At 62.9% G+C, this 25973-nt stretch carries 24 protein-coding genes; 10 read left to right on the top strand and 14 right to left on the bottom strand.

Going from position 1 to position 25973, the window contains the following annotated elements; all coding sequences use genetic code 11:
• Window positions 1-91: 91 nt before the first annotated feature.
• The 12 genes from acsF to bchF all read right to left on the bottom strand — a co-directional run bounded on the left by acsF (window position 92) and on the right by bchF (window position 13514).
• Window positions 92-1204 (bottom strand): magnesium-protoporphyrin IX monomethyl ester (oxidative) cyclase, encoded by a 1113-nt coding sequence (gene acsF / locus FD715_RS18605; RefSeq protein WP_039688748.1) that lies wholly within the window; start codon window positions 1202-1204, stop codon window positions 92-94.
• Complete coding sequence (locus FD715_RS18600) at window positions 1201-1497, bottom strand: hypothetical protein (RefSeq protein ID WP_039688750.1); 297 nt, start codon at window positions 1495-1497, stop codon at window positions 1201-1203. The genes acsF and FD715_RS18600 overlap by 4 nt, the downstream gene beginning before the upstream one ends.
• A gap of 20 nt (window positions 1498-1517) precedes the next feature.
• The gene (gene puhC, locus FD715_RS18595; protein ID WP_147113488.1) at window positions 1518-1985 is read right to left on the bottom strand and encodes a photosynthetic complex assembly protein PuhC; all 468 of its coding nucleotides are present in this window, start codon (window positions 1983-1985) and stop codon (window positions 1518-1520) included.
• 4 nt (window positions 1986-1989) lie between these two features.
• Complete coding sequence (gene puhB, locus FD715_RS18590; protein WP_147113485.1) at window positions 1990-2622, bottom strand: photosynthetic complex putative assembly protein PuhB; 633 nt, start codon at window positions 2620-2622, stop codon at window positions 1990-1992.
• A 66-nt stretch (window positions 2623-2688) separates the two neighbouring features.
• Window positions 2689-3459 (bottom strand): photosynthetic reaction center subunit H, encoded by a 771-nt coding sequence (gene puhA, locus FD715_RS18585; RefSeq protein ID WP_147113482.1) that lies wholly within the window; start codon window positions 3457-3459, stop codon window positions 2689-2691.
• 25 nt (window positions 3460-3484) lie between these two features.
• Window positions 3485-4909: a PucC family protein gene (locus FD715_RS18580; protein ID WP_147113479.1), complete on the bottom strand. Its 1425-nt coding sequence runs from the start codon at window positions 4907-4909 to the stop codon at window positions 3485-3487.
• Window positions 4906-5586: a magnesium protoporphyrin IX methyltransferase gene (bchM, locus tag FD715_RS18575; RefSeq protein WP_147113476.1), complete on the bottom strand. Its 681-nt coding sequence runs from the start codon at window positions 5584-5586 to the stop codon at window positions 4906-4908. The genes FD715_RS18580 and bchM overlap by 4 nt, the downstream gene beginning before the upstream one ends.
• On the bottom strand, window positions 5586-6485 hold the full coding sequence (gene bchL / locus FD715_RS18570) for a ferredoxin:protochlorophyllide reductase (ATP-dependent) iron-sulfur ATP-binding protein (RefSeq protein WP_147113474.1): 900 nt from the start codon (window positions 6483-6485) through the stop codon (window positions 5586-5588). Before bchL ends, bchM begins: the two co-directional genes overlap by 1 nt.
• Window positions 6486-6579: 94 nt before the next feature.
• Window positions 6580-10137, bottom strand: coding sequence for a magnesium chelatase subunit H (locus FD715_RS18565; RefSeq protein WP_147113471.1), 3558 nt, complete (start codon window positions 10135-10137; stop codon window positions 6580-6582).
• A complete protein-coding gene (bchB, locus tag FD715_RS18560; RefSeq protein WP_147113468.1) occupies window positions 10127-11680 on the bottom strand; it encodes a ferredoxin:protochlorophyllide reductase (ATP-dependent) subunit B in 1554 nt (517 codons plus the stop codon). The genes FD715_RS18565 and bchB overlap by 11 nt, the downstream gene beginning before the upstream one ends.
• Entirely contained in the window at window positions 11677-13017 is a 1341-nt protein-coding gene (locus tag FD715_RS18555) for a ferredoxin:protochlorophyllide reductase (ATP-dependent) subunit N (protein ID WP_147113466.1), read from the bottom strand. Before FD715_RS18555 ends, bchB begins: the two co-directional genes overlap by 4 nt.
• Entirely contained in the window at window positions 13014-13514 is a 501-nt protein-coding gene (bchF, locus tag FD715_RS18550) for a 2-vinyl bacteriochlorophyllide hydratase (RefSeq protein WP_147113464.1), read from the bottom strand. The genes FD715_RS18555 and bchF overlap by 4 nt, the downstream gene beginning before the upstream one ends.
• A 304-nt stretch (window positions 13515-13818) precedes the next feature.
• Between bchF and FD715_RS18545 the strand changes: the two genes are divergently transcribed.
• The 9 genes from FD715_RS18545 to glpK all read left to right on the top strand — a co-directional run bounded on the left by FD715_RS18545 (window position 13819) and on the right by glpK (window position 23635).
• On the top strand, window positions 13819-14601 hold the full coding sequence (locus tag FD715_RS18545) for a cobalamin-dependent protein (RefSeq protein WP_147113461.1): 783 nt from the start codon (window positions 13819-13821) through the stop codon (window positions 14599-14601).
• Window positions 14598-16013: a transcriptional regulator PpsR gene (gene ppsR, locus FD715_RS18540; RefSeq protein WP_147113458.1), complete on the top strand. Its 1416-nt coding sequence runs from the start codon at window positions 14598-14600 to the stop codon at window positions 16011-16013. Before FD715_RS18545 ends, ppsR begins: the two co-directional genes overlap by 4 nt.
• A gap of 51 nt (window positions 16014-16064) precedes the next feature.
• Window positions 16065-16964 carry a chlorophyll synthase ChlG gene (gene chlG / locus FD715_RS18535; RefSeq protein ID WP_147113456.1) on the top strand — a complete coding sequence of 300 codons (900 nt, stop codon included), beginning with the start codon at window positions 16065-16067 and terminating at the stop codon, window positions 16962-16964.
• Window positions 16961-18217, top strand: coding sequence for a PucC family protein (locus tag FD715_RS18530; RefSeq protein ID WP_147113454.1), 1257 nt, complete (start codon window positions 16961-16963; stop codon window positions 18215-18217). Before chlG ends, FD715_RS18530 begins: the two co-directional genes overlap by 4 nt.
• A gap of 7 nt (window positions 18218-18224) precedes the next feature.
• Window positions 18225-19403, top strand: a complete 1179-nt coding sequence (locus FD715_RS18525) for a geranylgeranyl diphosphate reductase (RefSeq protein ID WP_147113539.1) — start codon at window positions 18225-18227, stop codon at window positions 19401-19403.
• Entirely contained in the window at window positions 19400-19942 is a 543-nt protein-coding gene (gene idi, locus FD715_RS18520; RefSeq protein ID WP_147113451.1) for an isopentenyl-diphosphate delta-isomerase, read from the top strand. The genes FD715_RS18525 and idi overlap by 4 nt, the downstream gene beginning before the upstream one ends.
• Window positions 19942-20562, top strand: a complete 621-nt coding sequence (locus FD715_RS18515) for a LysE family translocator (protein ID WP_147113448.1) — start codon at window positions 19942-19944, stop codon at window positions 20560-20562. The genes idi and FD715_RS18515 overlap by 1 nt, the downstream gene beginning before the upstream one ends.
• A 68-nt stretch (window positions 20563-20630) precedes the next feature.
• A complete protein-coding gene (gene glpD / locus FD715_RS18510; protein ID WP_147113446.1) occupies window positions 20631-22166 on the top strand; it encodes a glycerol-3-phosphate dehydrogenase in 1536 nt (511 codons plus the stop codon).
• Window positions 22163-23635, top strand: a complete 1473-nt coding sequence (glpK, locus tag FD715_RS18505; protein ID WP_147113444.1) for a glycerol kinase GlpK — start codon at window positions 22163-22165, stop codon at window positions 23633-23635. The genes glpD and glpK overlap by 4 nt, the downstream gene beginning before the upstream one ends.
• A 118-nt stretch (window positions 23636-23753) precedes the next feature.
• Here the strand turns inward: glpK and FD715_RS18500 are convergent, their stop codons facing one another.
• Together FD715_RS18500 and FD715_RS18495 are read right to left on the bottom strand one after the other, a co-directional pair.
• Window positions 23754-24215, bottom strand: coding sequence for a hypothetical protein (locus FD715_RS18500; RefSeq protein WP_147113441.1), 462 nt, complete (start codon window positions 24213-24215; stop codon window positions 23754-23756).
• Complete coding sequence (locus FD715_RS18495) at window positions 24215-25270, bottom strand: hypothetical protein (RefSeq protein ID WP_147113439.1); 1056 nt, start codon at window positions 25268-25270, stop codon at window positions 24215-24217. Before FD715_RS18495 ends, FD715_RS18500 begins: the two co-directional genes overlap by 1 nt.
• A 302-nt stretch (window positions 25271-25572) precedes the next feature.
• Between FD715_RS18495 and FD715_RS18490 the strand changes: the two genes are divergently transcribed.
• On the top strand, window positions 25573-25971 hold the full coding sequence (locus tag FD715_RS18490) for a rhodanese-like domain-containing protein (RefSeq protein ID WP_147113436.1): 399 nt from the start codon (window positions 25573-25575) through the stop codon (window positions 25969-25971).
• The last annotated feature ends 2 nt before the right edge of the window (window positions 25972-25973 follow it).

Here is a 25973-nt window from a genome sequence, read left to right as displayed (position 1 = left end):
TTTTCCGACGCGGAAAATGGGCACTGTCCTGAGGACGGTGCCCCTGGACCGCGCGTCGCGGTCCAGACGTTTTCTGCGTCAGAAAACGGCATCAGTACGCAGGCTCCAGGCGGGTGGAGGCAGGCACCACATGCTTTTTCGCCGGGATCGTGTAGAGCGACACGAAGGCTGCCGCGGCCCGGATCTGTGCGCCGAGTTTCTTCAGGCCCTTCGCCTCTGCCATGTCGACATTGGCCTTTTGCAGCCGTTCCAGCCCGCGCTGCCAGCGGGGGTGGTCGATGTCGAGTGTGATCGGGAAGATCTGTTCCGACAGTTTGGAGGTCTTGGTGAAGACCTCGTGCGCGTACCAGTCGGGATCAACGCCGAGCGCCTTGTGGAATGCCGGGCGCTGGTGGTCGCGGACATACATCGTGGCGTAGACGGCTGTGAGGAAGAACTTGATCCAGTAGACGTTGAGACCAGAGGTCAGTTTCGGGTCCGTCTTCATCAGCAGGGCGAAGGCTTCGCCGTGCGAAAACTCGTCATTGCACCACTCTTCGAACCACTTGAAGATCGGGTGGAAGCGGTGTTCGGGGTTCGCTTCGAGATGCCGGAAGATGGTGATGTAGCGGGCATAGCCGATCTTTTCCGACAGGTAGGTGGCGTAGTAGATGAACTTGGGTCGGAAGTAGGTGTATTTCTTTTTCTGCGTCAGGAAGCCGAGGTTTACGCGCAGCCCGGCCTCGCGCAGGGCGTCGTTGATGAAGCCCGCGTGGCGTGCTTCGTCCCGTGCCATGAGCTGGAAGAGTTGCGTGATGTCCTTGTTCGCGCCGCGGCGTTTCATTTCCTTGTAGAGGACGCAGCCCGAGAACTCGGCGGTGCAGGAGGAGATCAGGAAGTCGATGAATTCCTTTTTCAGTTCCGGCTCCATCCCGTCCCAATCGACGTGATCCCAGTCTTCGTTTTTCTTGAAATGGCCTTTGTTCGGGTCGCTTTCCATCTGGTCGATGAGCTTGTCCCAATCTTCGCGGACCGAGGAGACGTCGATAGCGTCAAGCTCATCAAAGTCGGTGGTGTAGAAGCGTGGGGTCAGCAGGGTGTTCTGCATCGCCGTTTCGGTGGCAAACTCGGACGTGAACTTTTCGTCCTGGGCCTGGGCGATGGCGAGGCCTTCCTCAACGGAGGTGGCGTCGGCGGTGTGTTTGTCTGTGTTCTGGATATTCATAGCGTCACCTCTTCGGAGAAGGAGAATTCGCAGAGTTCCATGACTTCGAAATCGCCTGTGAGGCGGGTCCAGAGCCGTTCGAGTTTCGAGGCGCGGACGATCACGGCCTCGCGGTCTTCGGTCACGATTTCACCGAAGGGGGCCATGATTTCGGGCCCTTGCACCTGCACTTCGTCGCCCGGATAGACGACGGCGCCGTTGTTGAACCGCACATGCGCGTGCAGGCTTTCGAACTTGTGGCTGATTTCAACCGTGCACGGGGCACGTTCAACGTCCTTTGTCAGTAGTCCCATGAGGTGGCTTCCTTTCTGGGTCAGGGTTGGTTCAGCAACCTGGCGAAGGTTCTGAGGTTATCGGCGCCGAAGCCCATGAGCTCGGCTGACCAGTTGGTTTCGGGGTCGTAGATTGACAGGCGGTTGCCCTCGCGCAGGCGCAAGATCACGGGGGCAGAGGCGTCTGCCCCCGATTTGCCCCGTTCGCGGGCGATCACGCGTTCGATGCCCGCGACAAAGCCGCCCTTGTCTGCCGGGAAGTCGGCCAGGATGGTGCCGTTCAGGCCCATCACCCGCGCTGCACCCGAGGGGTTGCCAGAGAGGTATATGGCCCGTTCGGCGATCACTGGCGTTTGGGCCGGTGTGCTTTCCAGCGGCCGGTCCGTGAGTGTGGCGATGGTCACCAGCGACAATACGATGAGCAGGAGGGCCAGGACCGCGCGGATCAGGACGCGGGGGACAAGTTCGTCCTCCTTGGCGTGAATGCGGGGGCTGTGTGCGTCGGACATGGGCCTACTCCGCCGCGACGGCGTCGCCTGGGGCGACCCGTGTGATCTGTGGTGTGCTGATCCGCGCCTCTGCCGCGTCGGCCAGGATGCGTGCGACGTTTTCGGCGTCGGGGATGCAGCGCAGGGCGGGCTGTGTCTTGCCAAAGGTCCAGGGCCGGGCGTGGGGCCAGAGCACGAGGTAGCTGATCTTGGTCTCTCCGGTGGTGTCGAGTGCGATTGTGCCCGTGCCGTTCTTGCGCAGATCAAGTGCTGCGTTGCCCAGTTCGCGGTAGGGCAGGTTGATGGTCATGGTCAGCGCTGCGCCGATCCGCATGGCGATGCGGGAGGTTGTGATCGTGTAGACCGTGGCCCGCGCCTGGATCAGCGCGATGCCGTAGAGCAGCAGCCAGGCCACCGCGCCCAGCAGGATGATGGGGAGCGTGGCGCCGACCGCTTGCCCGATCGGCATCAGGTCAATCACCGAAATGAACCGCCACGCGGCGAGGACCGCGAAGTAACCCATCACCCAGTTGATGTTGAGCGCATCGCGGGCGAGCGCGCGCGTGTCCGGCCTGCCTTGCCACAGGATCTGTTCGCCCTCCGGCGGGGCTTCGGGGAGCCCTTTGATCGGCTCGACTGCGAAATCATCATGGGACATGGCGCACGTTCCCTTTCTTTCGGTTGCGGATGGTGGGGCGCCCCGCGTGGGGCACCCCGCGGTTCGTCAAAGTTTCGGCTCTTGCCGTTTGCTGTCGGCGTAGAGGACACCGCCGCCGTAGTAGCCGCTGATCTTTTCCTCTTCGAGCATGGTCACCTGCGTGCTGCTGGCGTGCTGCGGCACGGTGGCGAAGTGTTTGCCGTAGAGCGTGCGGACCACGACGCGGTCGGATTTGATCCGTGCCAGCGTCAGCGGCACAAGGCGGTTGCCCGTGCCCCACTTGGCATCGAGCGTGTATTCGAGGTAGCGGACCAGCTGCTCCGGCTCGTCGATCCACATATCCACGACCTTGCCCACGACTTCCCCGTCACCGGACATGAGCGGCAGCCCGCGCGGGTCACGGCCCGTCGCGAAGCGGAAGCTTTCATTGGCCGACATCGGGATGATTTTCGGATGGCCGTGGCCGTCAAGCTCCGGCACGTCGCGGCGCGGAGCCCAGGAGGCCGGGCCGACACCGTCGAGCATCGGATCGCCCGTCGGTTCCAGCGGGTAACCGTTGCCGGGGCCGGAGCGTTTCATCGGGATGTCCGCGCGTTCGGGCACCTGGCCCGACGGCACGGTCACAGAGCCGCGCCCGTGGGGCAGTTCAAACGTCTTGTCCTCGGGCAGGGGCCACATGGACGGGTTCGAGGATTTGTTCCCGTCGTCGTCCTCGAGCGGGTAGCCCTCGCGCATGTTCTCACGCTGGATCCAGACCACCAGGCCGAAGAAGAAGAAATAGAACAACCATAGCGACAGGGACGCGAGGTCGAATTCGCCAAAGAAGGTTGAGGTCATGACAGATGTCCTTTCCTGGAGAAGGTCATGTGGGGAAATCCGCGAGGCCCAGTGGCCGTGCGTCCTTCCGTTCGGTGAGGGGACCCGAAGTGCGCACGAGCGGTCCCAGGATGGCGAGAGTGACGAAGAGGAGGCCAATCTCGAGATGGTAGACGAAGGAGTATCCGGTGGCGGGTGTGGCGAGACCCTCGCCCCAGGCCCCGGACATGGCGATGGCGCCGACCCAATCGCGCAGCGTGCCGCCGAGGGCGATGGCGAGGCCTGCGGCTGTGGCTTGGGCCGCACCCCACGCGCCGAGGGCGAGGCCGCGTCCGGCGACCCCTTTGGCGGGCATTGCCATGGCGGCGGTGAGGGTCGAGACAGCGAAGAGCCCGCCGCCGAAGCCGATCAGGGTGGCGCCTGCGTAGAACAGGATGTTGGCTTGCATGGGGGCGGCAAAGATCACCAGGGAGAAGGCCCAGATGCCGGCAAGGATGCCGCCACCCGCGAGGCGGTAGGAGTTGGACCCTTTGGCGAGCCGCCGCCCGGCCCAGAGGAACCCGGCAAGCGCCCCCGCAGCCCAGAGCGCGGTCAGGATCGTGGTGGCCGAGACCGAGAGGCCGAGGATTTCGCCGCCATAGGGTTCCAGCAGCACGTCCTGCATGTTGAATGCCATGGTGCCGACAAAAACGCAGGCGAGGAGCCGCCCGGCCTTGCCCCCGCGGGCGTAGTCGTTCCAGGCGTCGCGGAAGAGCGGGCGGGGCGCCTCGCGCTCTTCGCGGCTCATGGGCGTCACGCTTTCCTGTTTCCAGAGCGCGATGAAGGTGAGGATGGCGCCGACGACGGCGGAGCCTTGCACCACGCGGATCAGTGTCAAGCTGCTGTAATTGCTGAGCAATCCGCCGATGACGAGGGCCGAGATGCCCATGCCCACAAGGAACATGACATAGAGCATCGCCACCACGCGGGGGCGGGTTTCGTCGGTCGCCCGGTCGCTGGCCAGCGCAAGGCCAGCCGTCTGCGTCATGTGGATGCCGAGGCCGGTCATCAGGAAGGCGAGCCCGGCGAGGACTTCGCCTGCGAAGGGGATGTCGTGGACTGTGTCGCCCGACAGGACCAGCAGGGCGAAGGGCATGATGGCGAGCCCGCCAAACTGCCAGAGCGCGCCGAACCAGATGTAGGGGATGCGCTTCCACCCGATGGCGGAGCGGTAGGTGTCGGAGCGGAAGCCCAGAAGCGCGCGGAAGGGGGCCGAGAGGACCGGCAGCGCGATCATGACCGCGACGATCATCGCGGGCACCGAGAGTTCCACGATCATGACTCGGTTCAGTGTGCCCAAGAGCATGACCGTGGCCATGCCGACGGAGACCTGGAACAGCGACAGGCGCAGAAGCTGGCCCATGGGCAGGTCTGGCGACGCTGCATCGGCGAAGGGCAGCGCCTTCAGCGAGAGATGCTTGAGCGCGCTCATGGGCGCAGCTCCAATGCTTCGGAGATGTAGAAGCCCGATGTGATCCGGTCGACGGGGCGCAAGAGACGGCGCGTGCCTGCGGCCTTGGCTGCTTGGGCCAGCTTCGGATGCGCGTGCGGGATCATGACCGGGGAGCGGTCGGAGCGGGGGAACGCCTTGCCCGCGTACCACATGGCCATGAGGGCTGGGGTGCGGGGGGCCACGGTGAACACGATGGGGCCACCAACACGGGGTTCGAGTTTGGCCAGCGCCTCCCCGATATCGGGGGCCGTGTAGTAGATCAGGCTATCCATCGCGATGACGGCGTCGAAATTGCCCAGTTTCGGGTCCAGCATGTCGCCCGCGTGGAAGGTCACCTGCTTTTGCAGGTCATGCGGCAGGCGCAGTTGGGCGATGTCGATGAGTTGCGGGGAGATGTCGGCCGCCACAACCGTTGCGCCGCGTTTGGCCAATTCAATTGTTGCCATGCCGGGGCCGCAGCCCGCATCGAGAATACGCGCGCCGCGCAGATCCTCGGGCAAGCGGCTCAACATCAGGTCGCGCATCTGGTCCCGCCCCGCGCGCACGGTTTCCCGAATGCGCGACACCGGCGCGTCCGAGGTCAGACGCTCCCATGTCTGGGTCGCCGTGCGGTCGAAATAGTCTTCGACGCGGGCGCGGGTGGAGCCGTAGTCCATTAATCGAATCCCAGCAGTTCAAAGATATCGCGGTCTTCCATGGGGGCGGGGGCCAGCCCCTCGGTCCCGTTCCAGAGGGTTTCGGCAAGGCGGATGTACTCGGCGCGGCAGCGCACGATGTCTTCCTCGTCGTCCATCTCGAACAGGGTCTTTTTCTTCAGGCGGCTGCGCCGGATGGCGTCCACGTCGGGCATGTGCGCGATGCGGTTGAAGCCGACGGTTTTGCAGTAGCGGTCGACCTCGTCCGTTTCGCGCGAACGGTTGGCGACGCAGCCCGCAAGCCGCACCTTGTAATTGTTCGACTTGGCCTGCACCGCTGCGATGATCCGGTTCATGGCGTAGATGCTGTCGAAATCGTTGGCGGTGACGATCAGCGCGCGGTCGGCATGTTGCAGCGGGGCGGCAAAACCGCCGCACACCACGTCGCCCAGCACGTCGAAGATCACCACATCGGTTTCTTCGAGCAGGTGGTGCTGCTTGAGCAGCTTCACGGTCTGGCCAACCACGTAACCGCCGCAGCCTGTGCCCGCGGGTGGGCCACCGGCCTCGACACACATTACCCCGTTGAAGCCGGTTGTGACGAAGTCTTCGGGCCGCAGTTCCTCGGGGTGGAAGTCCACCTCCTTCAGAATGTCGATGACCGTGGGTTGCAGGTGGCCGGTCAGGGTAAAGGTGCTGTCATGCTTCGGGTCGCACCCGATCTGCAGCACGCGTTTGCCCAGCTTGGAAAAGGCCGCCGACAGGTTCGATGAGGTGGTCGACTTGCCGATCCCGCCCTTGCCGTAGACCGAGAACACCTTGGCCCCTTCGATCTTGGCGTCGGCGTCCTGATGCACTTGAACCGATCCTTCGCCGTCTTGCCCGCGAAGGACGGGGGGATTTCTGTCCAGTGGGCTCATGCGCCCCTCCTTTCGAATGGGGAAGGATCCCCTGCTTCATTTCGCAAAGAAAACCGCCGCCGGAGGCTCCTGTCGTATGTGTTTGCGGAACGGATCATTCGGCTGCGATCCCTTCGAGCTTGTCTTCGAGCGCATCGGCCGCGTCTTGCAGGGCGGCGAGCGTTTCGGCGTCGGGCGCCCAGTAGTCGCGGTCCGAGGCTTCCAGCAGGCGGTTGGCCATGCGGCTCGAAGCCGTCGGGTTCAGGTCCGCGATGCGCTTGCGCATTTCTTCGTCCAGCACAAAGGTTTCCGAGATGCGCTGGTAAACCCAGTCGTCCACCTGGCCGGTCGTGGCCGACCAACCGAGGGTATTGGTCACGGTTGCCTCGATCTGGCGGACGCCTTCGGCGCCATGTTTCAGCAGACCCTCGAAGAACTTGGGGTTCAGTGCGCGGCTGCGTGTTTCCAGCGCCACCTGGTCCTTGAGTGTGCGCACCTTGGCGTTGCCGCGCGTCTGGTCGCCGATATAGACCGACGCTTCGGACCCGCGTGCGCGCTTCACCGCGCGGGCGATGCCGCCCAGCGTGTCGAAATAGTGATCGACGGTTGTCACGCCCAATTCGACCGATTCGAGGTTCTGGTAGGCCACCTCCACGTCCGCCAGCGCCTTTTGCAGGAGCGCGGGGTTGGCGGCAGACTTGCCATCGACACCATAGGCAAAGCTCTTGCGCGTCTCATAGGCGTCGGCCAACTCGTCCTCATCCCCGAAGGCGGAGCTGTCGACCAGCTGGTTGACGTTCGAGCCATAGGCGCCTTCGGCGTTCGAGAACACGCGCAGGGCGGCGGTGGCGAGGTCGACGCCTTGTGCCTCAGCATAGGCCAGCGCATGGGCGCGGATGTAGTTTTGATCCAGCGGCTCGTCCGCTTCGGCGCATTTCAGCGCCGCCTCGGCCAGCATGCGGGTCTGCAAGGGCAGGAGGTCGCGGAAGATGCCCGAGAGGGTCATCACCACGTCGATGCGGGGGCGGCCCAATTCGGAGAGCGGGATCAGGTCGGCCCCGGCAAGGCGACCAAAGCTGTCGAAGCGTGGGGTGCAGCCCATGAGCGCGAGGGCCTGTGCGATGGGCACGCCATCGGATTTGATGTTGTCCGATCCCCAGAGCACCAGTGCCACCGAACGCGGCAGGGTCGGGTGTGTGTCGAGCAGCAGTTGCGCCTGTTTCATCCCGTCGCGGCAGGCAAAGGCCGTGGGCATGCGGAACGGGTCAAAAGCGTGGATGTTGCGGCCTGTGGGCAGAATTTCCGCCGAGCGGATGAGGTCGCCGCCGGGGACAGGGCGGATATAGCGCGCGTCGAGCGCTGTCATCAGGGCGGCAAGTTCGGTTTCGTTACGCAGCAACTCTTCCACGCGAGCCCGCGTGTCATCGTCCGCGTGGGGCATCAGGTTCAAGTACTCTTCGCGCGCCGCATCGCTGAGCGGTTGTCCCACGATATGCAGGCCATCGGGGATCAGCGCGTCTTCGGTTTCCAGCAGCTTGAGCCAGAGCGCATCAGGCGGCGTGCCGCCCATGTCCACCGCGTCGGCCTGTTCGGCGATCAGCTCTTCGAGGTCCGTGCGGGCGCCATCATCGCTGTCCATCTCGCGCCAGCGGGTGAGGGAGTCTTTCAGCTCCGCCAGCCCTTTATAGAGACCGGATTGAGCCAGGGGCGGCGTCAGGTGTGTCACTGTCACGGCGTTTGAGCGGCGCTTGGCCAACGACGCTTCGGACGGGTTGTTGGCGGCGTAGAGGTAGATGTTCGGCATCTCCCCGATCAGTCGGTCGGGCCAGTCGCGCGCGCCAAGGCCCGCCTGCTTGCCCGGCATGAATTCGAGCGCGCCGTGCATGCCGAAGTGGATCACCGCGTCGGCCTGGTAGGTGTTGCGGAGCCAGAGGTAGAAGGTGGTGAAGGCGTGGGTCGGTGCGAAGCCTTTTTCAAAGAGCAGCCGCATCGGGTCGCCTTCGTAGCCGAAGGCGGGTTGGACGCCGATGAACACATTGCCCATCTCTTTGCCGAGCACGAAGACGCCGCGCCCGTCGGATTGGATGCGACCGGGGGCGGGGCCCCAGACGGCTTCGATGGCGTGGAGCGGCGGTGTGGTGCGCACGATGGTGTCGGCGTCCACATGGGCAGCCACGTTCGCCTCTTGCCCGTATTGGGCGGCGTTGCCTTGCAGGACTTGCGCGCGCAGGGCGTCGACGCTTTCGGGCAGTTCGACCTGGTAGCCGCGTGCCTGCATCGCCTTCAACGTATTGAAAAGGCTTTCGAAAACGGAGAGATAGGCGGCGGTGCCTACGGCGCCCGCGTTGGGTGGAAAGCCGAAGAGAACAATGGCAACCTTCTTCTCGGCATTCTCTTTCCGGCGCAGACGACCGAGGCGCAGGGCCTTTTCTGCGAGGCTGTCGATCCGTTCCTGGCAAGGAACCATGGCCTTGGGCTCACCCGCGGCACAGGTGTGGGCGCAGCCATCGCAGCCTTCAGGCCCCAGCCGTCCGCCAAAGACGGTGGGGCAGGTGGCGCCGTCCAGCTCGGGCAGGGCCACGAGCATCGTCGTCTCAATCGGGCCGAGACCGCCGGTGCTGCCTGCCCATTGGCCCAGCGTCTGGAATTCGAGCGCGTGGGCGGCGAGGTAGGGCACATCGAGGTCAGCCAGTACGTCAATGGCCGCCTCGTTGTCATTATATGCGGGACCGCCGACGAGGCTGAAGCCCGTCAGGGACACAAGCGCGTCCACCTGATCCTTGAAATAGGTGTCGATGGCGGGACGGGCGTCTAGACCGCCGGAGAAGGCGGGCAGGACGCGCATGCCGCGCGCCTCGAACGCGCGGATCACGCCATCATAGTGCGCGGTGTCACCGGCCAGCACGTAGGAGCGCAGCATGACGATGCCGACGGTCATCTCGGCACCTTTCGGGCCGGGGATGTCTGCCGCGTCGGTGGTGATGCGCTGGGGCAGATCCGGGTGGTAGAGGCCGACATCAGGGTAGTCGATGGGCAGGGCCGCTTCGGGCCGCACGCTCCAGTCGGCGGAGGTGGCGTAGCGGTTCAGTAGGAACTGGATCATGGCCCGGACATTGTCGTCCGACCCACCCAGCCAGTATTGCATGACGAGGAACCAGGCGCGCAGGTCTTGCGCTTTGCCGGGGATGAATTTGAGGATCTTGGGCAGACGGCGCAACATCGCCATCTTCTTGGCCCCATCCTCGGTCGAGGGTTTGGAGGAGCCGCGCAGGCGCTTCATCAGCTTGCCCATGGTTGAGGGCGGGGCCTGCATATCAAGGGTGCCCATGCGGGTCAGCTTGACGACCTCGGCATCAGCCACGACGCCGATCATGGCGTCACACTCGTCGCGGCGCGCGCGCAAGGCGGGCAGGATGCGCGAAACGTGCTCTTCGAGGAACAGGAGGTTCGCGATGATGATGTCAGCGTTCATCACCGCGTCTTCTGCCGCCTCGAAGCTGCCGGGGGTCTCGCCCCATTCGGCGGCGGCGTGGATCTGCAGGTCGAGACCGGGATAGTCCACGGCCAGCGCATCCATGGCCCGCCGGGCCGGGCCCGCGGCATGGCTGTCCAGCGTGATGATCACCACGCGGTAGCCGGGCAGACGCCCATTGATGTGCGTGTCATCGCGCATAGTGGGCCTTGGCTTCATAGAGGGTGTCGACCGAAATTTCGGCCACGCCGCGCTCGGCGGCAAAGGTTTCGGTGTTGCGGCGCGCCTTGCCACGCACAAAGAACGGGATTTTTTTCAGCTCATTCTCCGCATCGGCGAGCCAGATCACCGATCCATCCTTCATTTCGCCAGATAAACCGCGGGGGGAAGCCGCAGGCTGGGGGGCTGGCCCCCCTGTGTCCTCGGGCTTGGGCGCATGGCCGCCATGATGCGACGGGCCAGCCGCATCGTGGAATTCGAAATCCTCGCGGAACATGTGCAAGAGGTGCTCTTCGAGCCCCATGACCAGCGGGTGAACCCAGGTGTCGAAGATGACGTTTGCGCCCTCGATCCCCATTTGCGGGGAGTAGCGGGCGGGGAAGTCCTGCACGTGGACGGGGGCGGAAATGACGGCGCAGGGGATGCCGAGGCGTTTGCCGATATGGCGTTCCATCTGGGTGCCGAGGATCATCTCCGGCTGGAGCTGTTCGATGACCCGTTCGACTTCGAGGTAGTCGTCAGTGATCGTAGCGGTCAGGCCCATCTCTTTGGCCTTGGCCCGGACGGGGCGGGCCATTTCGCGATTGTAGCAGCCGAGGCCCACCACTTCGAACCCCATCTCGTCCTGCGCGATGCGCGCGGCGGCGAGGACGTGGGTGCCGTCGCCGAAGAGGAAGACGCGCTTGCCTGTGAGGTACGTGCTGTCCACGGATTTGGAGTACCAGGGCAGGCGGAGGCGGGAGGTGTCGAGATACGCCTCATTGCCGCTGATCGCGGCGACTTCAGCGATGAAATCGCGGGTGGCGCCGACGCCGATGGGCACCGTCTTCGTGTAGGGTTGGTCGAGTTCCCGTTCCATCCAGCGCGCGGCGCTTTCGGCGGTTTCGGGATACATGAGTACGTTGAAATGGGCGGCCCCCATTTGGGCAATGTCTTGGGGAGACGATGTCATGGGGGCCACCACATTGACGCTGATGCCCATATCAGACAGCAGCGTTGTCACCTCCTGGATGTCGTCGCGATGACGGAAACCCAGGGCGGTAGGACCGATCAGGTTGGCGCTGATCTGTTTCGTGCGCTCCATCGGCTTGGCGAGCGTTTTGACGATCTGGAAGAACGTCTCGTCCGCGCCGAAGTTTTCCTTGCGCTGGTAGCTGGGCAGTTCGAGCGGGATGGTCGGCACCGGCAGGCCCATGGTTTCGGCCATGCCGCCGGGATCGTCCTGGATCAGTTCGGCGGTGCAGGAGGCGCCGACAATGATGGCTTGCGGCTTGAACCGGTCATAGGCCTCTTGCGCCGCAGTCTTGAACAGGTTCGCGGTGTCGGCGCCGAGGTCGCGGGCCTGAAACGTCGTGTAGGTGACCGGCGGGCGGTGGTCGCGCCTTTCGATCATGGTGAAGAGCAGATCGGCGTAGGTGTCGCCTTGCGGGGCGTGCAGCACGTAGTGCAGGTCGCGCATGCCTGTGGCGACACGCATAGCGCCGACATGGGGCGGGCCCTCATATGTCCAGACGGTGAGCTTCATTGTTGGCCTGCGTGGGGGCCAGCCCCCACACCCCCGTCGTATTTTCCGTCAGAAGAAACAGGGTTCAGTTTGAGAAGATCAGCGCGGCGGATGGGGCGCGAGAAGAGGCCCGCGAGGTCGCCTGCCTGTTCGTAGAAATGGACGGGGGTGAAGACCAGTTCGATGGCCCATTTGGTGGCGAGGCCTTCGGCCTCGAGCGGGTTGGCGAGACCGAGGCCGCAGACCGTGAGGTCGGGTTTGGCGGCCTTGGCGCGGTCAAGCTGGAGGTCGACGTCTTGCCCTTCGGAGATGGTGGGGCCTTCGGTGAGGAGGTCCAGGTCTGGGCCGACGAGGCCCTTGTGGATGAAGGGGGCACCGACCTCGATGGCGTCCATGCCGCATTCGCGGGTCAGGAAGCGGGCCAGCGGGATTTCGAGCTGGCTGTCTGGGAAGAAGAAGATGGTCTTGCCATTCAGCGCCTCAGCTGCCTGCGCGATGGCCTTGCGGGCGCGGGCGCGGGGGGCGGCGGTGACCTGTTCGAAGAGGTCGGGGGCGACGCCGAATTCGGTGGCGATGGCGGCGAGCCATTGTGTTGTGCCCTCTTCGCCGAAAGGGAAGGGGGCGGGGAGGTGACGTGCGCCGCGACGGGTGAGCGCGTCGTGCGTGTCGCCGAGGAAAGGTTGGGTGAGGGCGTAGACTGTGTTTTCGCCGATGCCGAGGTCTTCGCCTGCGCGGGGGGCGGGCAGCACCTTGATCGGGCCGATGCCCATGGCTTCCAGAAGGCCGATGGCCTGTTCTTCGACCACATCGGGGAGCGCGCCGACCAGCAGGAGTTGGCGATCGTCTGTCTTCGGTAGGACAGGGACCATGGAGGCGAGGCAGGCGTCCTCGCCTTGGGTGAAGGTCGTTTCGATGCCGGAGCCGGAGAAGTTCAGGACGCGGACCGACGGCGCGTGGCGCTGGGTCATGCGTTCGGCCGCCTTGGCGAGGTCGAGCTTGATCACCTCGGATGGGCAAGAGCCGACGAGGAACAGTTGCTTGATGTCGGGGCGGCGGGCGAGGAGTTCGTCCACGACTTTGTCGAGCTCATCCTGGGCATCGGCCAGACCGGCGAGGTCGGTTTCTTCGAGAATCGCGGTGCCGAAGCGGGGTTCGGCGAAAATCATAACACCGGCGGCGGATTGCAGCAGGTGGGCGCAGGTGCGGGAGCCCACGACGAGGAAGAACGCATCCTGCATCTTGCGGTGCAGCCAGATGATTCCTGTCAGGCCGCAGAACACCTCGCGCTGGCCGCGTTGCTTGAGAATCGGGGTGTTGCGGCAGCCACCGGTGGCAGGAAGGCGGGGAAGCTCGGTCATGCGGGGGCCTCCTGCGGGGCGGCGGCCTGCAATCGGGCGGCGCGCAGTTTGAGGACGAACTGCACCGCGTTGATCACGTAGGTGCCGTAGGCAGCGAGCGCCAGCCACATGAGTTGGACGGGATCCAAAGCGGCGGTGAAGAGCGCCCAGAGATAGGCGGTGTGCAGCGCGATCACGAGGAAGGAAAACACATCTTCCCAAAAGAAAGCGGGTGCCAGAAGGTATTGACCGAAAACGACTTTTTCCCAGATCGCGCCGGTGACCATGATGATGTAGAGCACGCCCGTCTTGATCACGATGGACCAAGTGGCGATGGCGTATCCTTCGCCCGTCATCAGGTAGCGGATGACCAGAACGAGGGACACGAGGAACACCACGAATTGCAACGGCGCGAGCACACCCTGGACCGGGGTCCAGATCGTTGCGTCGCGGCGTGCGCGTTCCTCGGGCGTGTAGAGCCCAAGCGGTGCGGTCTGTGGGGATGTCCGGGTGGACATGTGCCTGAGCCTCTCCCTTTTGCTGTCCGTGACCAGCGTATCGGTTGCAGGTAAAAAGTGTCAATTAGAACTTACACTATGCCTGTCAGCCGCAGGCGTATTGATTTGAATCAAGCGGGGTGTATTTGGCTGGAAAACACTGGTTTCGGCGGAAAATTTGCTTCTGCTTGCCGGATATCCTTGGTCTGTGATCCAAAACTGTCAAATCAGGTTGACATCTTGCGTGTTCGGACCGACACTTTGACATCCCACGGCTCTGACGCGCCAGAACCGTTCAATGCGTTTTCACGGATCGAGGTAATCCATGACGCAGGACGACCCATTTGGCACGACCCGCGGCTCCATTGGGCGCAGTTGCGACCATGCCGCGCTGGCAAGCGAGGTGATCTCGATCTTGAACGATCGGCAGGTGGTCAGTCGCGCCGGTGCGCGTCAGGTCGCGATGGATTATCTTGTGCGGGCCGTCACGCGTCGGGTCGAATTTGACGCACGGCTGGTGTTGGATGAGATGGCGGCCTACCGGCTGACCAATGATGCGCTGATTGACATCTATATCCCGAAGGCAGCTGAACACCTGGGGGCGTTGTGGATGACGTCTGACCTGGATTTCGCTGCCGTGACCATCGGCGCGCTGCGCCTGCAGGCGCTTTTGGGTGAGGCGGCGCAGGGATTGTCCCGCAACCACGCCGACATGACAAACGTCCTGCATGCGCTGGTCGTCGTACCGGAGGCCGAACAGCACTTTTTGGGGGCGAGCGTCGTGGCAGCCCAATTGCGGCGCCTCGGGTGCGATGTGAGTGTCAGCATCAACGAGGCGCAACAGCAGCTTGTGGATCGTGTTGCGTATGACCGGCCTGACATGGTGCTGTTTTCCTGCGCGCGGCCCCTGGCCCTTGAAACCATACGCGGAACAGTTAAAAAGATCAGACATAATGGTGACCCGGCGCCTGTGCTTGCCTTGGGGGGTGCGTTCTCCGGTGTCACTGACGGTATAAAAAAACAAACAGGCGTCGATCTGGTGACGAACACGGCCAAGGATGTTGTCGGTTTCACGACAAAACGCCAGAAGGCGTTGGGCCCCAGATGACGACGGATGGCAGCAGTTTTTGGACGAGCGGATCTGTTCCGCTCATTGAGCCTGAATTTCTCAGCAGCATAATCGCAGCCGCATCCGACATTGCGCTGGTCGTGTCGGCCGAGGGCATGATCCTGTCCGTGCTGTTGAACACACAGGACGACAGCTTTGGCAATCTCAAGCATTGGGAAGGGCGACCGGTCGTCGATTTCCTGACGCAGGAGAGCATCGAGAAGTTCCAGCTGGCCCATGATGCATACATGGCCGGGCAGTTGCCGAAAAAGCCGCTGGAGTTGAACCATTCCGACAATGCTGTCTGGCAGTATCCTGTCCGTTATACCTTTCACCGGTTCGGGCAAGAGAATGCTGTTCTGTTGCTCGGTCGTGACCTGCGCCCGATTGCCGAGACGCAGCAGCAGCTGGTGCAGGCGCAGATCGCGCTTGAGCAGGGGTACGAGGCGCGGCGGGAGTTCGATGCACGGTATCGCGTGGTTATGTCGAATGTCGATGATGCCGTGGTGTTCGTTTCGGTGCAGAGCGGCCGGATCGAAGATGCGAACAAGCAGGCGGCGGCAATGCTCGGGTTGAAGCCCGACGCGTTGACCGGCGTATCACTGGCCAGTCTGTTTTCGGATCGCTCGACGGCCGAGCTGACCGAGAGCCTGATGAATGCCACCCTGTCCGACGATGGCGCGGCTGTGACGGTCATGAGTGCGCGCACGCGGCAGGAGATTGTCCTCAATCCCGTTCTGTTTCGGGCGTCGGGCCAGCGGGTCATGATGTGTCGTCTGGTCAGTGCGAACGCGATCCCGGTTGCCTCGGGGACCAACAATCATCCGGCTGCGCTGTTCAAGGCGACGACGGACGCGGTTGTGTTCATGGATCCGCGCGGCACGACACTGTCCGTCAATGACGCGTTCATTGATCTGGTTGGGGCTACGCATCTATCCGATGTCGTGGGGCAGTCGCTGGCCGAATACCTGGCGCGCGGGCAGATTGATCTGGGTGTCTTGCTTGAGAATGCAGCCCGCAGTGGGCAGATGCGCGTCTATGCCACGCGGATGGTGAACGATCTGGGCGCGCGTGTGCCGGTCGAGGTGTCGGCCACGGCGCTTGAGGACGCCGAGAACCCGGCCGTGGCGCTAATCATCCGCGATGTCAGTCGTATGGAAGGGGTGCGCAAGGCCGACAGTGGCAATGCCAGCATGCCGGAGCCGGGGCGCAATGTGATGGATCTGGTCGGCTCCGCCTCACTGAAAGAGATTGTGGCTGAAACCACGGATGTGGTTGAGAAGATGTGTATTGAGACGGCTGTCAACCTGACCCGCAACAACCGGGTCGCGGCGGCCGAGATGTTGGGCCTGTCGCGGCAGTCGCTTTACGTCAAGCTGCGCAAGTATGGTCTGCTGAGCAAGAACGGGTAGCGACATCGCGCCACCCTTGCGCCGACTCAAAGTGTCAGCCATAGTTGACACATGGATGTCAGCCCTTCTTTACCTGCGCGCCGATTTCCCGAGCCTGCCGCCGCCCTGCGCCTGATCAAACCGATCACGTGGTTCCCGCCGATGTGGGCCTATGTCTGCGGTGTGATTTCGTCCGGGGCGTCGCCCGCGGGCCAGTGGCATCTTGTGCTTTTGGGTGTTCTGCTGGCCGGTCCCATCGTCTGCGGGATGAGCCAGGCCGCCAATGATTGGTGCGACCGGCATGTGGATGCCATCAACGAGCCTGACCGTCCGATCCCGTCGGGCCGCATTCCGGGCCGGTGGGGGCTGTGGATCGCGCTGGCGATGTCCGCCCTGTCCTTGTTCGTCGGCTGGCAGCTGGGCCCTTGGGGCTTTGCCGCGACGATTGCGGGTGTGCTGGCGGCCTGGGCCTATTCCGCCGAACCTGTGCGTTTGAAGCGGTCGGGCTGGTGGGGTCCGGGACTGGTTGGTCTGAGTTACGAGACGTTGCCGTGGATCACGGGGGCTGCCGTGCTGGCCGCCGGTGCGCTGCGGTGGGAGGTTCTGCTGGTGGCGCTGCTTTACGGGCTTGGTGCGCATGGCATTATGACCCTCAATGATTTCAAGGCTTTGGAGGGTGATCGGAAGATGGGTGTGAACTCACTGCCCGTCACCCTTGGTCCGCGCCGCGCGGCACAGGTGGCCTGTGTCGTGATGGCGGTGCCGCAGGCTGTGGTGATCGCTTTGCTGGCGCTTTGGGACCGGCCAGCGCATGCGGCGGGTGTTGCGATTGTCCTGTTGCTGCAGTTCTGGGCCATGACGATCATGTTCCGTGATCCGAAGGCGAAGGCGCCGTGGTACAACGGCACCGGCGTGCTGCTTTATGTCTCCGGGATGATGGTCGCCGCCTTTGCTCTGAGGGGGCTGGCATGACGGCGGGGTGGGGCATGTTGGTGCGGCTGTGCCTGGTGAATGCCGCCATCGGGGGCCTCGCGGCCTTGCCCGTGAACCTGTTCAACCGTTTGATGACGGTCGAGCTGGCCTTGCCTGCGTTGCTGCCCGGTTTGCTGGTGGCGCTGCATTACGGTGTGCAATTGACGCGGCCCGTTTGGGGGCATCGGTCGGATGTAAAGGGTGGGCGGACGCCGTTTATCCTCGGTGGTATCGCGCTGGTGGGTCTGGGTGTTCTGGGCGCGGCTTGGGGCATCCTGCTGGCTGAAACGTCTGTGACTATGGCGCTGACCGTTTGGGTGTTTGCCTATATCGCCATCGGGCTGGGCATTGGGGCTGCGGGTACGTCGTTCCTGGCGTTGCTCGCCTGCGTGACCGGTCCGCGCAAGGGTGCCGCGGCGACACTGGCGTGGCTTTTGCTGATTGCGGGGGCGATCTTTGCTTCGGTGGGCACGGGCATTGCGCTCGAACCCTACAGCCCCGAGCGGCTCGTTTGGGTGGTGGCCGCCGTGTGCTGTATTGCGTTCCTGCTGTGTGTCATCGCGACGATGGGTGTGGAAAGCCATGCGGAGTTCGAGCATGTGGTGGATGACACGCCGCTGGTGGCAGCGTTGAAGCATACATGGGCCGACCCGGTGGCGCGGCGGTTCACTGGATTTGTGTTCCTGTCGATCCTCGCCTTCTACCTGTCCGAACTGATCTTTGAACCCTTTGCCGGGCATGTGCATGGTCTGAGCCCTGAGGACAGCACCAAGCTGTCAGGCGGCAAGGATGGAGCGGCCCTAATGGGTATGATCGGGGCCGGGGTGCTGTCGCATCTGCGGATCGGCAGCTTGCGGTTCTGGGCGGTGACGGGCTGTGTGATTTCGGCGCTTGGGCTGCTCGGCCTTGGGGCCGGGATGCCGCTGGTCCCCTCGACGGTCGCTCTTGGCCTGGGCAACGGACTGTTTGTCGTGGGCGCTGTCGGGTCGATGATGCAGCTTGCGGCGGCGCATGCACGCTCGACCGGCGTGCGCATGGGTGTCTTTGGTGCAGCGCAGGCGATTGCTGCCGGTCTGGCCGGTCTGGTCGCCACCGGCATGCTGGACCTCACCCGCATGATCCTGCCCGATGCGGCGGCTTATGGCACGGTGTTTACGATCGAGGCGGCGCTGTTCCTGTGCGCGGCTATTGTTGCTTCCCGCGTGATGCGGGCGGCGGAGACTTCTGATGCAACCCTGGTTCCGGGAGAATGATCTGATGATGTATGACGTCGTTGTTGTGGGCGGAGGGCCGTCCGGCGCCACCGCTGCCGAAGATCTGGTGCGGTCGGGCCATAACGTCGCCCTGTTGGACCGGGAGGGGCGGATCAAGCCTTGTGGCGGAGCGATCCCGCCGCGGTTGATGCAGGACTTTCACATCGGTGAAGAGCAGTTGCTGACCAAGGTCACAACCGCCCGCATGATCTCGCCCACTGGGCGGCGCGTCGATATTCCGATCGAGAACGGCTATGTCGGGATGGTCGACCGCAAGGACTTTGATCCGTTCCTGCGCCAGCGCGCGGTCGATGCGGGGGCCGCGTATTTCACTGGCACTTTCGTGCGGATTGAGCGGCCAGATGGGCACCCGGTGGTGATCTACCGCGACAAGGCCACGCAAGAGGAACGCGAGCTGCCCTGCAAGCTGGTCATTGGGGCCGATGGTGCCAAGTCTCGCGTCGGACAGGCCGAGGTTGAGGGTGCCGACAAGGTACCGCTGGTCTTTGCCTATCACGAGATCATCAAGGCGCCCGAGGCCACCGATAGCTACGATCCGATGCGCTGCGATGTGATCTATGACGGCGCGATCTCGCCTGACTTTTATGGCTGGGTGTTCCCGCATGGCGGCACGACCAGCGTCGGGATGGGATCGGAGCAATCCTCGGTCAATTTGAAGGAAGCGACGGCGGCCTTGCGCGCGGCCTCGGGTCTGAGCGAGTGCGAGACGCTGCGGAAAGAGGGCGCGCCTATTCCGCTGAAACCCATGGACCGCTGGGACAACGGCAAGGATGTCGTGCTGGCCGGTGATGCGGCCGGTGTAGTTGCGCCATCCTCGGGCGAGGGCATTTACTATGCCATGGTCGGGGGCCGGGTCGCGGCAACGGCCTGTGCGGCGACGCTGGCGAGCGGTCGGGTTAAGGACCTGAAACTCGCCCGCAAGCTGTTCATGCGCGAGCACAAGACGGTGTTTCGTGTGCTGGCGTCCATGCAGAACGCCTACTACCGCAGCGACGACCGGCGCGAACGCTTTGTGTCACTATGTCACGACATTGATGTGCAGCGTCTGACCTTCGAGGCGTATATGAACAAGAAGTTGGTCAAGGCGCGGCCCATGGCGCACCTCAAGATCGGCATCAAGAACCTGGCGCATCTGACCGGGTTGGTGAAGGCGGAACACGTATGAGTATCATGATCCCCGCTTGGGTCGACGGCACGTTGACCCCGGTGGAAAAGCTGGAAGCGCATCAGCGCGGGCTGAAGCACAAGGCCGTGTCCGTCTTTTTGATCCGGGGCACCGAGGTGCTGATGCAGCAGCGCGCGATGGGAAAGTACCATACGCCCGGCCTGTGGGCGAACACGTGCTGCACCCATCCCGATTGGGATGAGGCGCCTTCGGTCTGTGCGGCCCGGCGTCTGAACGAAGAACTTGGGATCACCGGCGTGCCGCTTGAGCATCGTCACCACCTGGAATACCGCGCTGATGTCGGCAATGACCTGATCGAACACGAGGTGGTTGATGTTTATCTGGGCCATGTCCGCGGGACGCTGTCCATTGCGCCGAACCCGGATGAGGTGATGGCCCACGAGTGGGTCGATTATCATGACCTGATGGCGACGGTGCAGCGGCATCCCAAGCGCTTTACGCCGTGGCTGCGTATCTACCTGGCTGAGCATTCCGGCACGATCTTTGGCGCCGATCTGGCGCAGGCCGCGCGCGTGTGATGACCGAGGTCTATCTTGTCTATCTGGCCGCCGTCGCAGTGTTCTTTGCAACACCACCAGATACCAGCCAGCTTTTGATCATTGCAAATTCCATGAGACACGGGCTGCGCCGTAGCCTGTGGGTGGTCGCGGGTGATCTGAGTGCCAACGTGCTGCAAATGACTGCGGCGGCGTTCGGATTGGCCGCCGTGATTGCCACATCTGCCACTGCGTTCAGTGTCATCAAGTGGCTGGGCGTCGCCTATCTGGTCTGGATCGGGTTGAGGATGATGATGTCGCAAGGCACTTCGAGGCGCGGACAGACAGCGGCTGGACGGCCCGCGCGTCTGTTCCGTCTTGGCTTTGTCACGTCGATGACCAACCCCTTTGCTGTCGTGTTCTTTGCCGCGCTCTTTCCGCAGTTCATCGTGGTTGAGGCGCCTGTTCTGCCGCAACTTCTCATTCTCGGGGCGACATATCTGGTTGTAGACGGCGCGACCCTGCTGCTTTGGGGCTGGGCGGGGGACCGGGTGGCCGCGCGGTTGAACGCGTCGCTGGCCACCATCAATCGGATCTGTGGCGGGCTGATGATCGGTGCCGCCGCGCTGCTGGGCATCAAGGACATCACGCCGCAACGTTAACGCTAACGATTGATATGCTGCTACTATGCTTTTAAGACGTCCACGTATTGAACGCGGAGGACGCTGTATTGGCCGACGAAAAAGTCTTTGATCTGTTCGTGATTGGCGGCGGGATCAACGGTGCGGGGATCGCCCGCGATGCGTCTGGCCGGGGCCTGAGTGTCGCAATGGCCGAGGCCGGGGATCTGGGTGGTGCAACCTCTAGCGCGTCGACCAAGCTGTTTCACGGGGGGTTGCGCTATCTTGAGTTCTTTGAATTCGGCCTTGTGAAATCCGCGCTCAAAGAGCGTGAGGTGCTGCTGAAGGCTATGCCGCATATCAGCTGGCCCATGCGCTTTGTCCTGCCCTACGCCCCCGACATGCGGTTCGACAGTGATACGCCGACCTCGCGTCTGCTGCGCGTGACCATGCCCTGGATCGAGAAGGGGCGGCGGCCTGCATGGCTCGTGCGGTTGGGTCTGTTTCTTTATGACAATCTCGGCGGGCGCGAGATCCTGCCCGGGACCAAGACGCTGGATCTGACCAAAGCACCTGAGGGCGAGGGCCTGAAATCGCGTTTCAAGATGGCCTATGAATATAGTGACGCCTGGGTCGAGGATTCCCGGCTGGTGATGCTGAACGCCCGCGATGCGGAGGCGCGTGGTGCGACGATCTTGACGCGCTGTGCCGTAAAGGAAGCTTCGCGCGATGGCGATACCTGGCGGATTGAGACCGAGAAGGGCACGTTCCGCGCCAAGGCTCTGGTGAACGCAGGCGGCCCCTGGGTCGCTGATATTTTGACCGGGGTGATGCGCCAGAACTCGCAACACAACATCCGGCTGGTGCGTGGCTCGCATATCGTGACCAAGAAACTCTATGACCATGACAAGGCGTATTTCTTTCAGGGCACCGATGGGCGCATCATCTTTGCCATTCCATATGAGCAGGATTTCACCCTGATCGGGACCACGGATGCGGAACATACGGATGCGGATACAAAGCCTGCGATCACGAATGAAGAACGAGATTATCTGTGCGCCTTTGCGTCCGAGTATTTTGAAAAGCCTGTGACGGCGGAGGACGTTGTCTGGACCTATTCCGGTGTGCGCCCGCTTTACGACGATGGTGCGTCGTCGGCGACGGCGGCCACGCGCGACTATGTGCTGGCGCTGGATGAGAACGGCCCGCCGGTGCTGAGCGTCTTTGGTGGCAAGATCACCACCTATCGCAAGCTGGCAGAACAGGCGCTGGCCAAGATGGGTTTGGGTGAGGCTTGGACCGCAGGCGTCGCGCTGCCGGGTGGGGATTTCAAGGTGGCTGAGGTCGGGTCGCTGACCATGAAGCTGGCGGCGGATTATCCTTTTCTCGACGAAAAATGGGCCGGTCGCTTGATCCGGGCATACGGCACCGAAGCGTGGGAGGTGCTGGGTGATGCCAAGGCGGCCGATGACCTCGGCCCGGATTTTGGCGCCACATTGACCGGGGCGGAACTCAAATGGATGATGGCCCGCGAATACGCGGTGGCGGGCGATGACGCGCTGTGGCGGCGGACCAAGCTTGGTCTGCGCCTTAGCGCGGAAGAGCGTGGGGCCGTGGATACTTGGATGAAGGAACACGCCGCATGACCCATATTCTAGCCATCGATCAGGGCACCACGTCGTCCCGCGCGATTGTGTTTGACGGGAGCATGCAGCCGGTCGCCTCGGCGCAGGAAGAGTTTAAGCAGCATTTTCCAAACAGCGGCTGGGTCGAACATGAACCTGCGGACCTTTGGGCCACGGTGCAATCAACCTGCAAGGCGGCGATGGAGAAGGCCGGTTTGGGCGCAAGCGACATCGCGGCCATCGGTATCACCAACCAGCGCGAAACGACCGTGATCTGGGATGCAGAGACGGGCGCTCCGCTGCACAATGCCATCGTTTGGCAGGACCGCCGCACGGCCCAGATGTGCGAAGGCCTGCGCGCCGATGGCTATGGAGATCAGGTGACGACCATCACTGGTCTGTTGCTTGATCCCTACTTCTCGGCCACAAAGGTGAAGTGGATCCTTGATCAGAACGAAGGGTCACGCGACCGCGCGAAGGCAGGCAAGCTGCTGTTCGGCACTGTCGATAGCTTCCTGATCTGGCACATGACGGGGCGCGCGGCACATGTCACAGATGCGACGAATGCGGCGCGCACGATGTTGTATGACATCCACAAGGGCGCCTGGAGCCCCGAAATGTGCGCGATGCTCGACATCCCGATGGAGATGTTGCCCGAGGTGCGCGACTGCGCATCAGATTTCGGCGTGACCGACTTGCTGGGGGGCGAGACACCAATTTACGGCGTGGCGGGAGATCAGCAGGCGGCGACAATTGGGCAGGCCTGTTTTGCGCCGGGCATGTTGAAATCCACCTACGGCACCGGATGTTTTGCGCTGCTGAATACCGGGGATGCGCCTGTCACGTCCAACAATCGTTTGCTGACCACAGTCGCCTATCAGCTTGACGGTAAACCGACTTACGCGCTGGAAGGGTCGATTTTCATCGCAGGTGCGGTCGTGCAATGGCTGCGCGACGGGCTGGGTATCATCGCGAGCGCGGCTGAAACGCAAGCACTGGCAGAAAAGGGCAGCGGCAACGTGACCCTTGTGCCTGCGTTCACCGGCCTTGGTGCGCCTTATTGGAACCCTGATTGCCGTGGGGCAACCTTTGGTCTGACGCGTGATACGGGGCCGGCAGATATGGCGCGGGCCGCGCTGGAAAGCATCGGTTTCCAGACCCGCGATCTGTGGGAGGCCATGCGCGCTGACTGGCCGGATGGCGGCGACGCCGTTTTGCGCGTCGATGGCGGGCTGAGCGCCAATGACTGGGCCATGCAGTTTCTCTCGGACATGCTGGGCGCGCCGGTGGATCGTCCTGCGGGTCTTGAGACGACGGCCCTTGGCGCGGCATGGCTGGCTGGGATGCGCGCGGGTATCTACCCCGACATGGAGGGGTTTGCCGGGACCTGGGCGCGCGAGGCGCGGTTCGACCCACAGATGTCTGAAACTGACCGTGACGCCGGTTATGCCCGCTGGCAACGCGCCATCGCTGCAACCCAGGCTGTGTAGAGCAGCAACGCGTAGGCGGTAAGATACGCATTTTTACACGATATGGCTTTTCAAAAATTTACATAAGGATGCTTATCGCGCTCACGCATGCTGCGCTCAACCGCTTGCCTGCGGCCAGCTAGATCGGTCTATCCGGCACAACAAGGCGCGTGTGTCCCTGCACCATGGCGCCCTGCGCGATAAGGGCGCGGTGGTCCTGCCCCCGCAACACGACATCAATATGGTGGGCGCCGGGATCAAGCGGGCCGATGTCGATGACAGGGAAAAAGGCCGAGGCGACTTTCGCCCCATCCACATGGATATGCGCGTGCCCAATCGGTGCGGCTTCGGCCTCAAGGACGCAGATGTCGGTGAACGCGAAATTCCTCGTATCGAGGTACAGCCGATACCGTCCTCCGCCCAATGCATCGGCCCGCACCTGCACGGTTGGTGGGGCGATGATATCGGGCAGGACGAGGAAGACCGTGCGCGGCGGTCCTCCCTTGGCGTTCACGATGGGTGCTGCAATCACCAATGTGCCGAGCATAAGTGCAATGACACAGGGCGCCAGCCCCAGGCGGTTCAGAAATACACGCAACATCAGACAGCCCTCGCCCATTGAATGCCCGGCACACGGTGCGCAATGGGTACTGTGCGGCCTGCCAAAAGCACCACCAGCAACGCGCCGTATAGGTTGGCGTGAAACAGCGGCGTTTCGCCCAAGGTGATGGCCAGAAACGTGATCGCTCCGAGGATCGCCAGCGCCACCGGCCGCACAAGACGCCCCATGATCAGCAAGGCCCCGCATAGGATTTCGACACCAGTCATGATCAGAGCAATGACGGGCATCTGAATCCCGAAGGTTGGCATGTCTCCGCGTTCGAGGATCGCAATCAACAGTGTCGGCTGCATCAGCTTGTAGGCAAAGCCCAGATAGACAAAGCCCGCACCGATCAGGATGTGCGACATGCGCCACAGGATCTGGCGCAGCGGAGCGGCGGTATAGGCCCCGATATCAGTGTTCAGCACATGATCGCATGACAGCCGACCGGCACCCAACGCAACCAGGATCAGCCCAGGCGCCGCAAAATGCGGGGTATAGGACCAAAACGAGGGCCCAAAGATCACCGGACCTGCCAGTGACAGAGCGATCAGAATGACACCACAGGCACGGGTTGCCAGACCCGCGATCAAAAAGACCGCCAGCATCGCTTGCGCGCCGATCAGAATGCTTGCGCCGCTTACATCAGTGAGCTGCATATCCGGCACGAGAAAGGTTGAAACGGTCCACGCTTCGGTGCCGTGGCGCGGCAGACCTCCAAAGGCGGCAAGCAGCGTCATGGCCGCCAACCCAAGGCGCAGCACAAGCGGCCCGACATCTCCGTAGCGCTTCCAAATGGGCTGGATCGCGCGGTCTTCGAGACGGCCAAGCACCGGTTCAAGCCCGAGTGCTGCAAGCGTCAGCGCAAAGCCGACAGTGGCCGCAAGCCCAAGCCAGACCGGGCTGCGGAACAGTTCCGGCACGGGCGCTTGCGACAGCGCCTCGATCTCGGCCGGGCTGAGAAGCCATGCCTCATGGGCGTTGATCGGTGTGGATAGGAAAAAAAGGAGGGGCAGCGCGGCAGCGCACCGCGCCAGAAAAATATGGCGTTTCATTTTAATCTCCTGAGAGAAATCAATAGGTTTGTTCAAAATGCGAAGTGTCAGGGCCCGAAAAATCGGACCGGAAGGTCTTAAAATTGGTTCTTAATAATCGGGACCGCGGAAAATGACGCGTTGTCCTCGTCTTGTGTCACAAACATATGCTGCAGGTGCACAAACCCCAAGTCAGGAACTCCCTACCCCAAGTAGAAGTGGTTGGCGGATTGCCGCGCATGACAAAGGGCGTGCGCCGCCGCACCGAATGACTTGCCGTAACCCTGTCCCGCTGTCAGACTTCACCCAAACCGGAGGGATCCATGGCCCTGAAGACCACCGCCGCCGACATGGTCGCCGCCGCCCGCGCGCGGATCAAAGAGGTGGACACAGCCGATGCGATCAAGATGGTCGATGATCCGGATGTCGTGATCGTCGATATTCGGGATATCCGGGAACGCCAGCGCAGCGGGTACATCCCCGGATCCGTCCACGCGCCGCGCGGCATGATCGAGTTTTGGGTCGACCCGGACAGCCCGTATTTCAAGGACGTTTTCGGTCAGACGGGAAAGACCTATCTGTTTCACTGTGCCTCGGGCTGGCGATCGGCGCTGACCGTGGCCACATTGCAAGACATGGGATTTGATGCGGCCCATCTGCGCGAAGGGTTTTCGACCTGGGAAGCGCAGGGCGGGCCGGTTGAAAAGGAGGACAAGACGTGACC

This window comes from Tateyamaria sp. syn59 (genome assembly GCF_007995245.1).
Taxonomy (GTDB): Bacteria; Pseudomonadota; Alphaproteobacteria; order Rhodobacterales; family Rhodobacteraceae; genus Tateyamaria.
Note: the sequence above shows the minus strand (reverse complement) of the source record. Positions and strands in the feature narration are given on the sequence as shown.

Coding starts and splice junctions, on each gene's coding strand:
- FD715_RS18600 (WP_039688750.1), bottom strand. CDS start 1,497: ATGGGACTACTGACAAAGGACGTTGAACGTGCCCCGTGCACGGTTGAA.
- ppsR (WP_147113458.1), top strand. CDS start 14,598: ATGACGACGGATGGCAGCAGTTTTTGGACGAGCGGATCTGTTCCGCTC.
- FD715_RS18525 (WP_147113539.1), top strand. CDS start 18,225: ATGTATGACGTCGTTGTTGTGGGCGGAGGGCCGTCCGGCGCCACCGCT.
- bchL (WP_147113474.1), bottom strand. CDS start 6,485: ATGAGCCCACTGGACAGAAATCCCCCCGTCCTTCGCGGGCAAGACGGC.
- bchB (WP_147113468.1), bottom strand. CDS start 11,680: ATGAAGCTCACCGTCTGGACATATGAGGGCCCGCCCCATGTCGGCGCT.
- FD715_RS18545 (WP_147113461.1), top strand. CDS start 13,819: ATGACGCAGGACGACCCATTTGGCACGACCCGCGGCTCCATTGGGCGC.
- FD715_RS18495 (WP_147113439.1), bottom strand. CDS start 25,270: ATGAAACGCCATATTTTTCTGGCGCGGTGCGCTGCCGCGCTGCCCCTC.
- bchM (WP_147113476.1), bottom strand. CDS start 5,586: ATGGACTACGGCTCCACCCGCGCCCGCGTCGAAGACTATTTCGACCGC.
- puhB (WP_147113485.1), bottom strand. CDS start 2,622: ATGTCCCATGATGATTTCGCAGTCGAGCCGATCAAAGGGCTCCCCGAA.
- chlG (WP_147113456.1), top strand. CDS start 16,065: ATGGATGTCAGCCCTTCTTTACCTGCGCGCCGATTTCCCGAGCCTGCC.
- glpK (WP_147113444.1), top strand. CDS start 22,163: ATGACCCATATTCTAGCCATCGATCAGGGCACCACGTCGTCCCGCGCG.
- puhA (WP_147113482.1), bottom strand. CDS start 3,459: ATGACCTCAACCTTCTTTGGCGAATTCGACCTCGCGTCCCTGTCGCTA.
- FD715_RS18530 (WP_147113454.1), top strand. CDS start 16,961: ATGACGGCGGGGTGGGGCATGTTGGTGCGGCTGTGCCTGGTGAATGCC.
- FD715_RS18500 (WP_147113441.1), bottom strand. CDS start 24,215: ATGTTGCGTGTATTTCTGAACCGCCTGGGGCTGGCGCCCTGTGTCATT.
- acsF (WP_039688748.1), bottom strand. CDS start 1,204: ATGAATATCCAGAACACAGACAAACACACCGCCGACGCCACCTCCGTT.
- FD715_RS18565 (WP_147113471.1), bottom strand. CDS start 10,137: ATGCGCGATGACACGCACATCAATGGGCGTCTGCCCGGCTACCGCGTG.
- FD715_RS18515 (WP_147113448.1), top strand. CDS start 19,942: ATGACCGAGGTCTATCTTGTCTATCTGGCCGCCGTCGCAGTGTTCTTT.
- bchF (WP_147113464.1), bottom strand. CDS start 13,514: ATGTCCACCCGGACATCCCCACAGACCGCACCGCTTGGGCTCTACACG.
- FD715_RS18555 (WP_147113466.1), bottom strand. CDS start 13,017: ATGACCGAGCTTCCCCGCCTTCCTGCCACCGGTGGCTGCCGCAACACC.
- idi (WP_147113451.1), top strand. CDS start 19,400: ATGAGTATCATGATCCCCGCTTGGGTCGACGGCACGTTGACCCCGGTG.
- puhC (WP_147113488.1), bottom strand. CDS start 1,985: ATGTCCGACGCACACAGCCCCCGCATTCACGCCAAGGAGGACGAACTT.
- FD715_RS18580 (WP_147113479.1), bottom strand. CDS start 4,909: ATGAGCGCGCTCAAGCATCTCTCGCTGAAGGCGCTGCCCTTCGCCGAT.
- FD715_RS18490 (WP_147113436.1), top strand. CDS start 25,573: ATGGCCCTGAAGACCACCGCCGCCGACATGGTCGCCGCCGCCCGCGCG.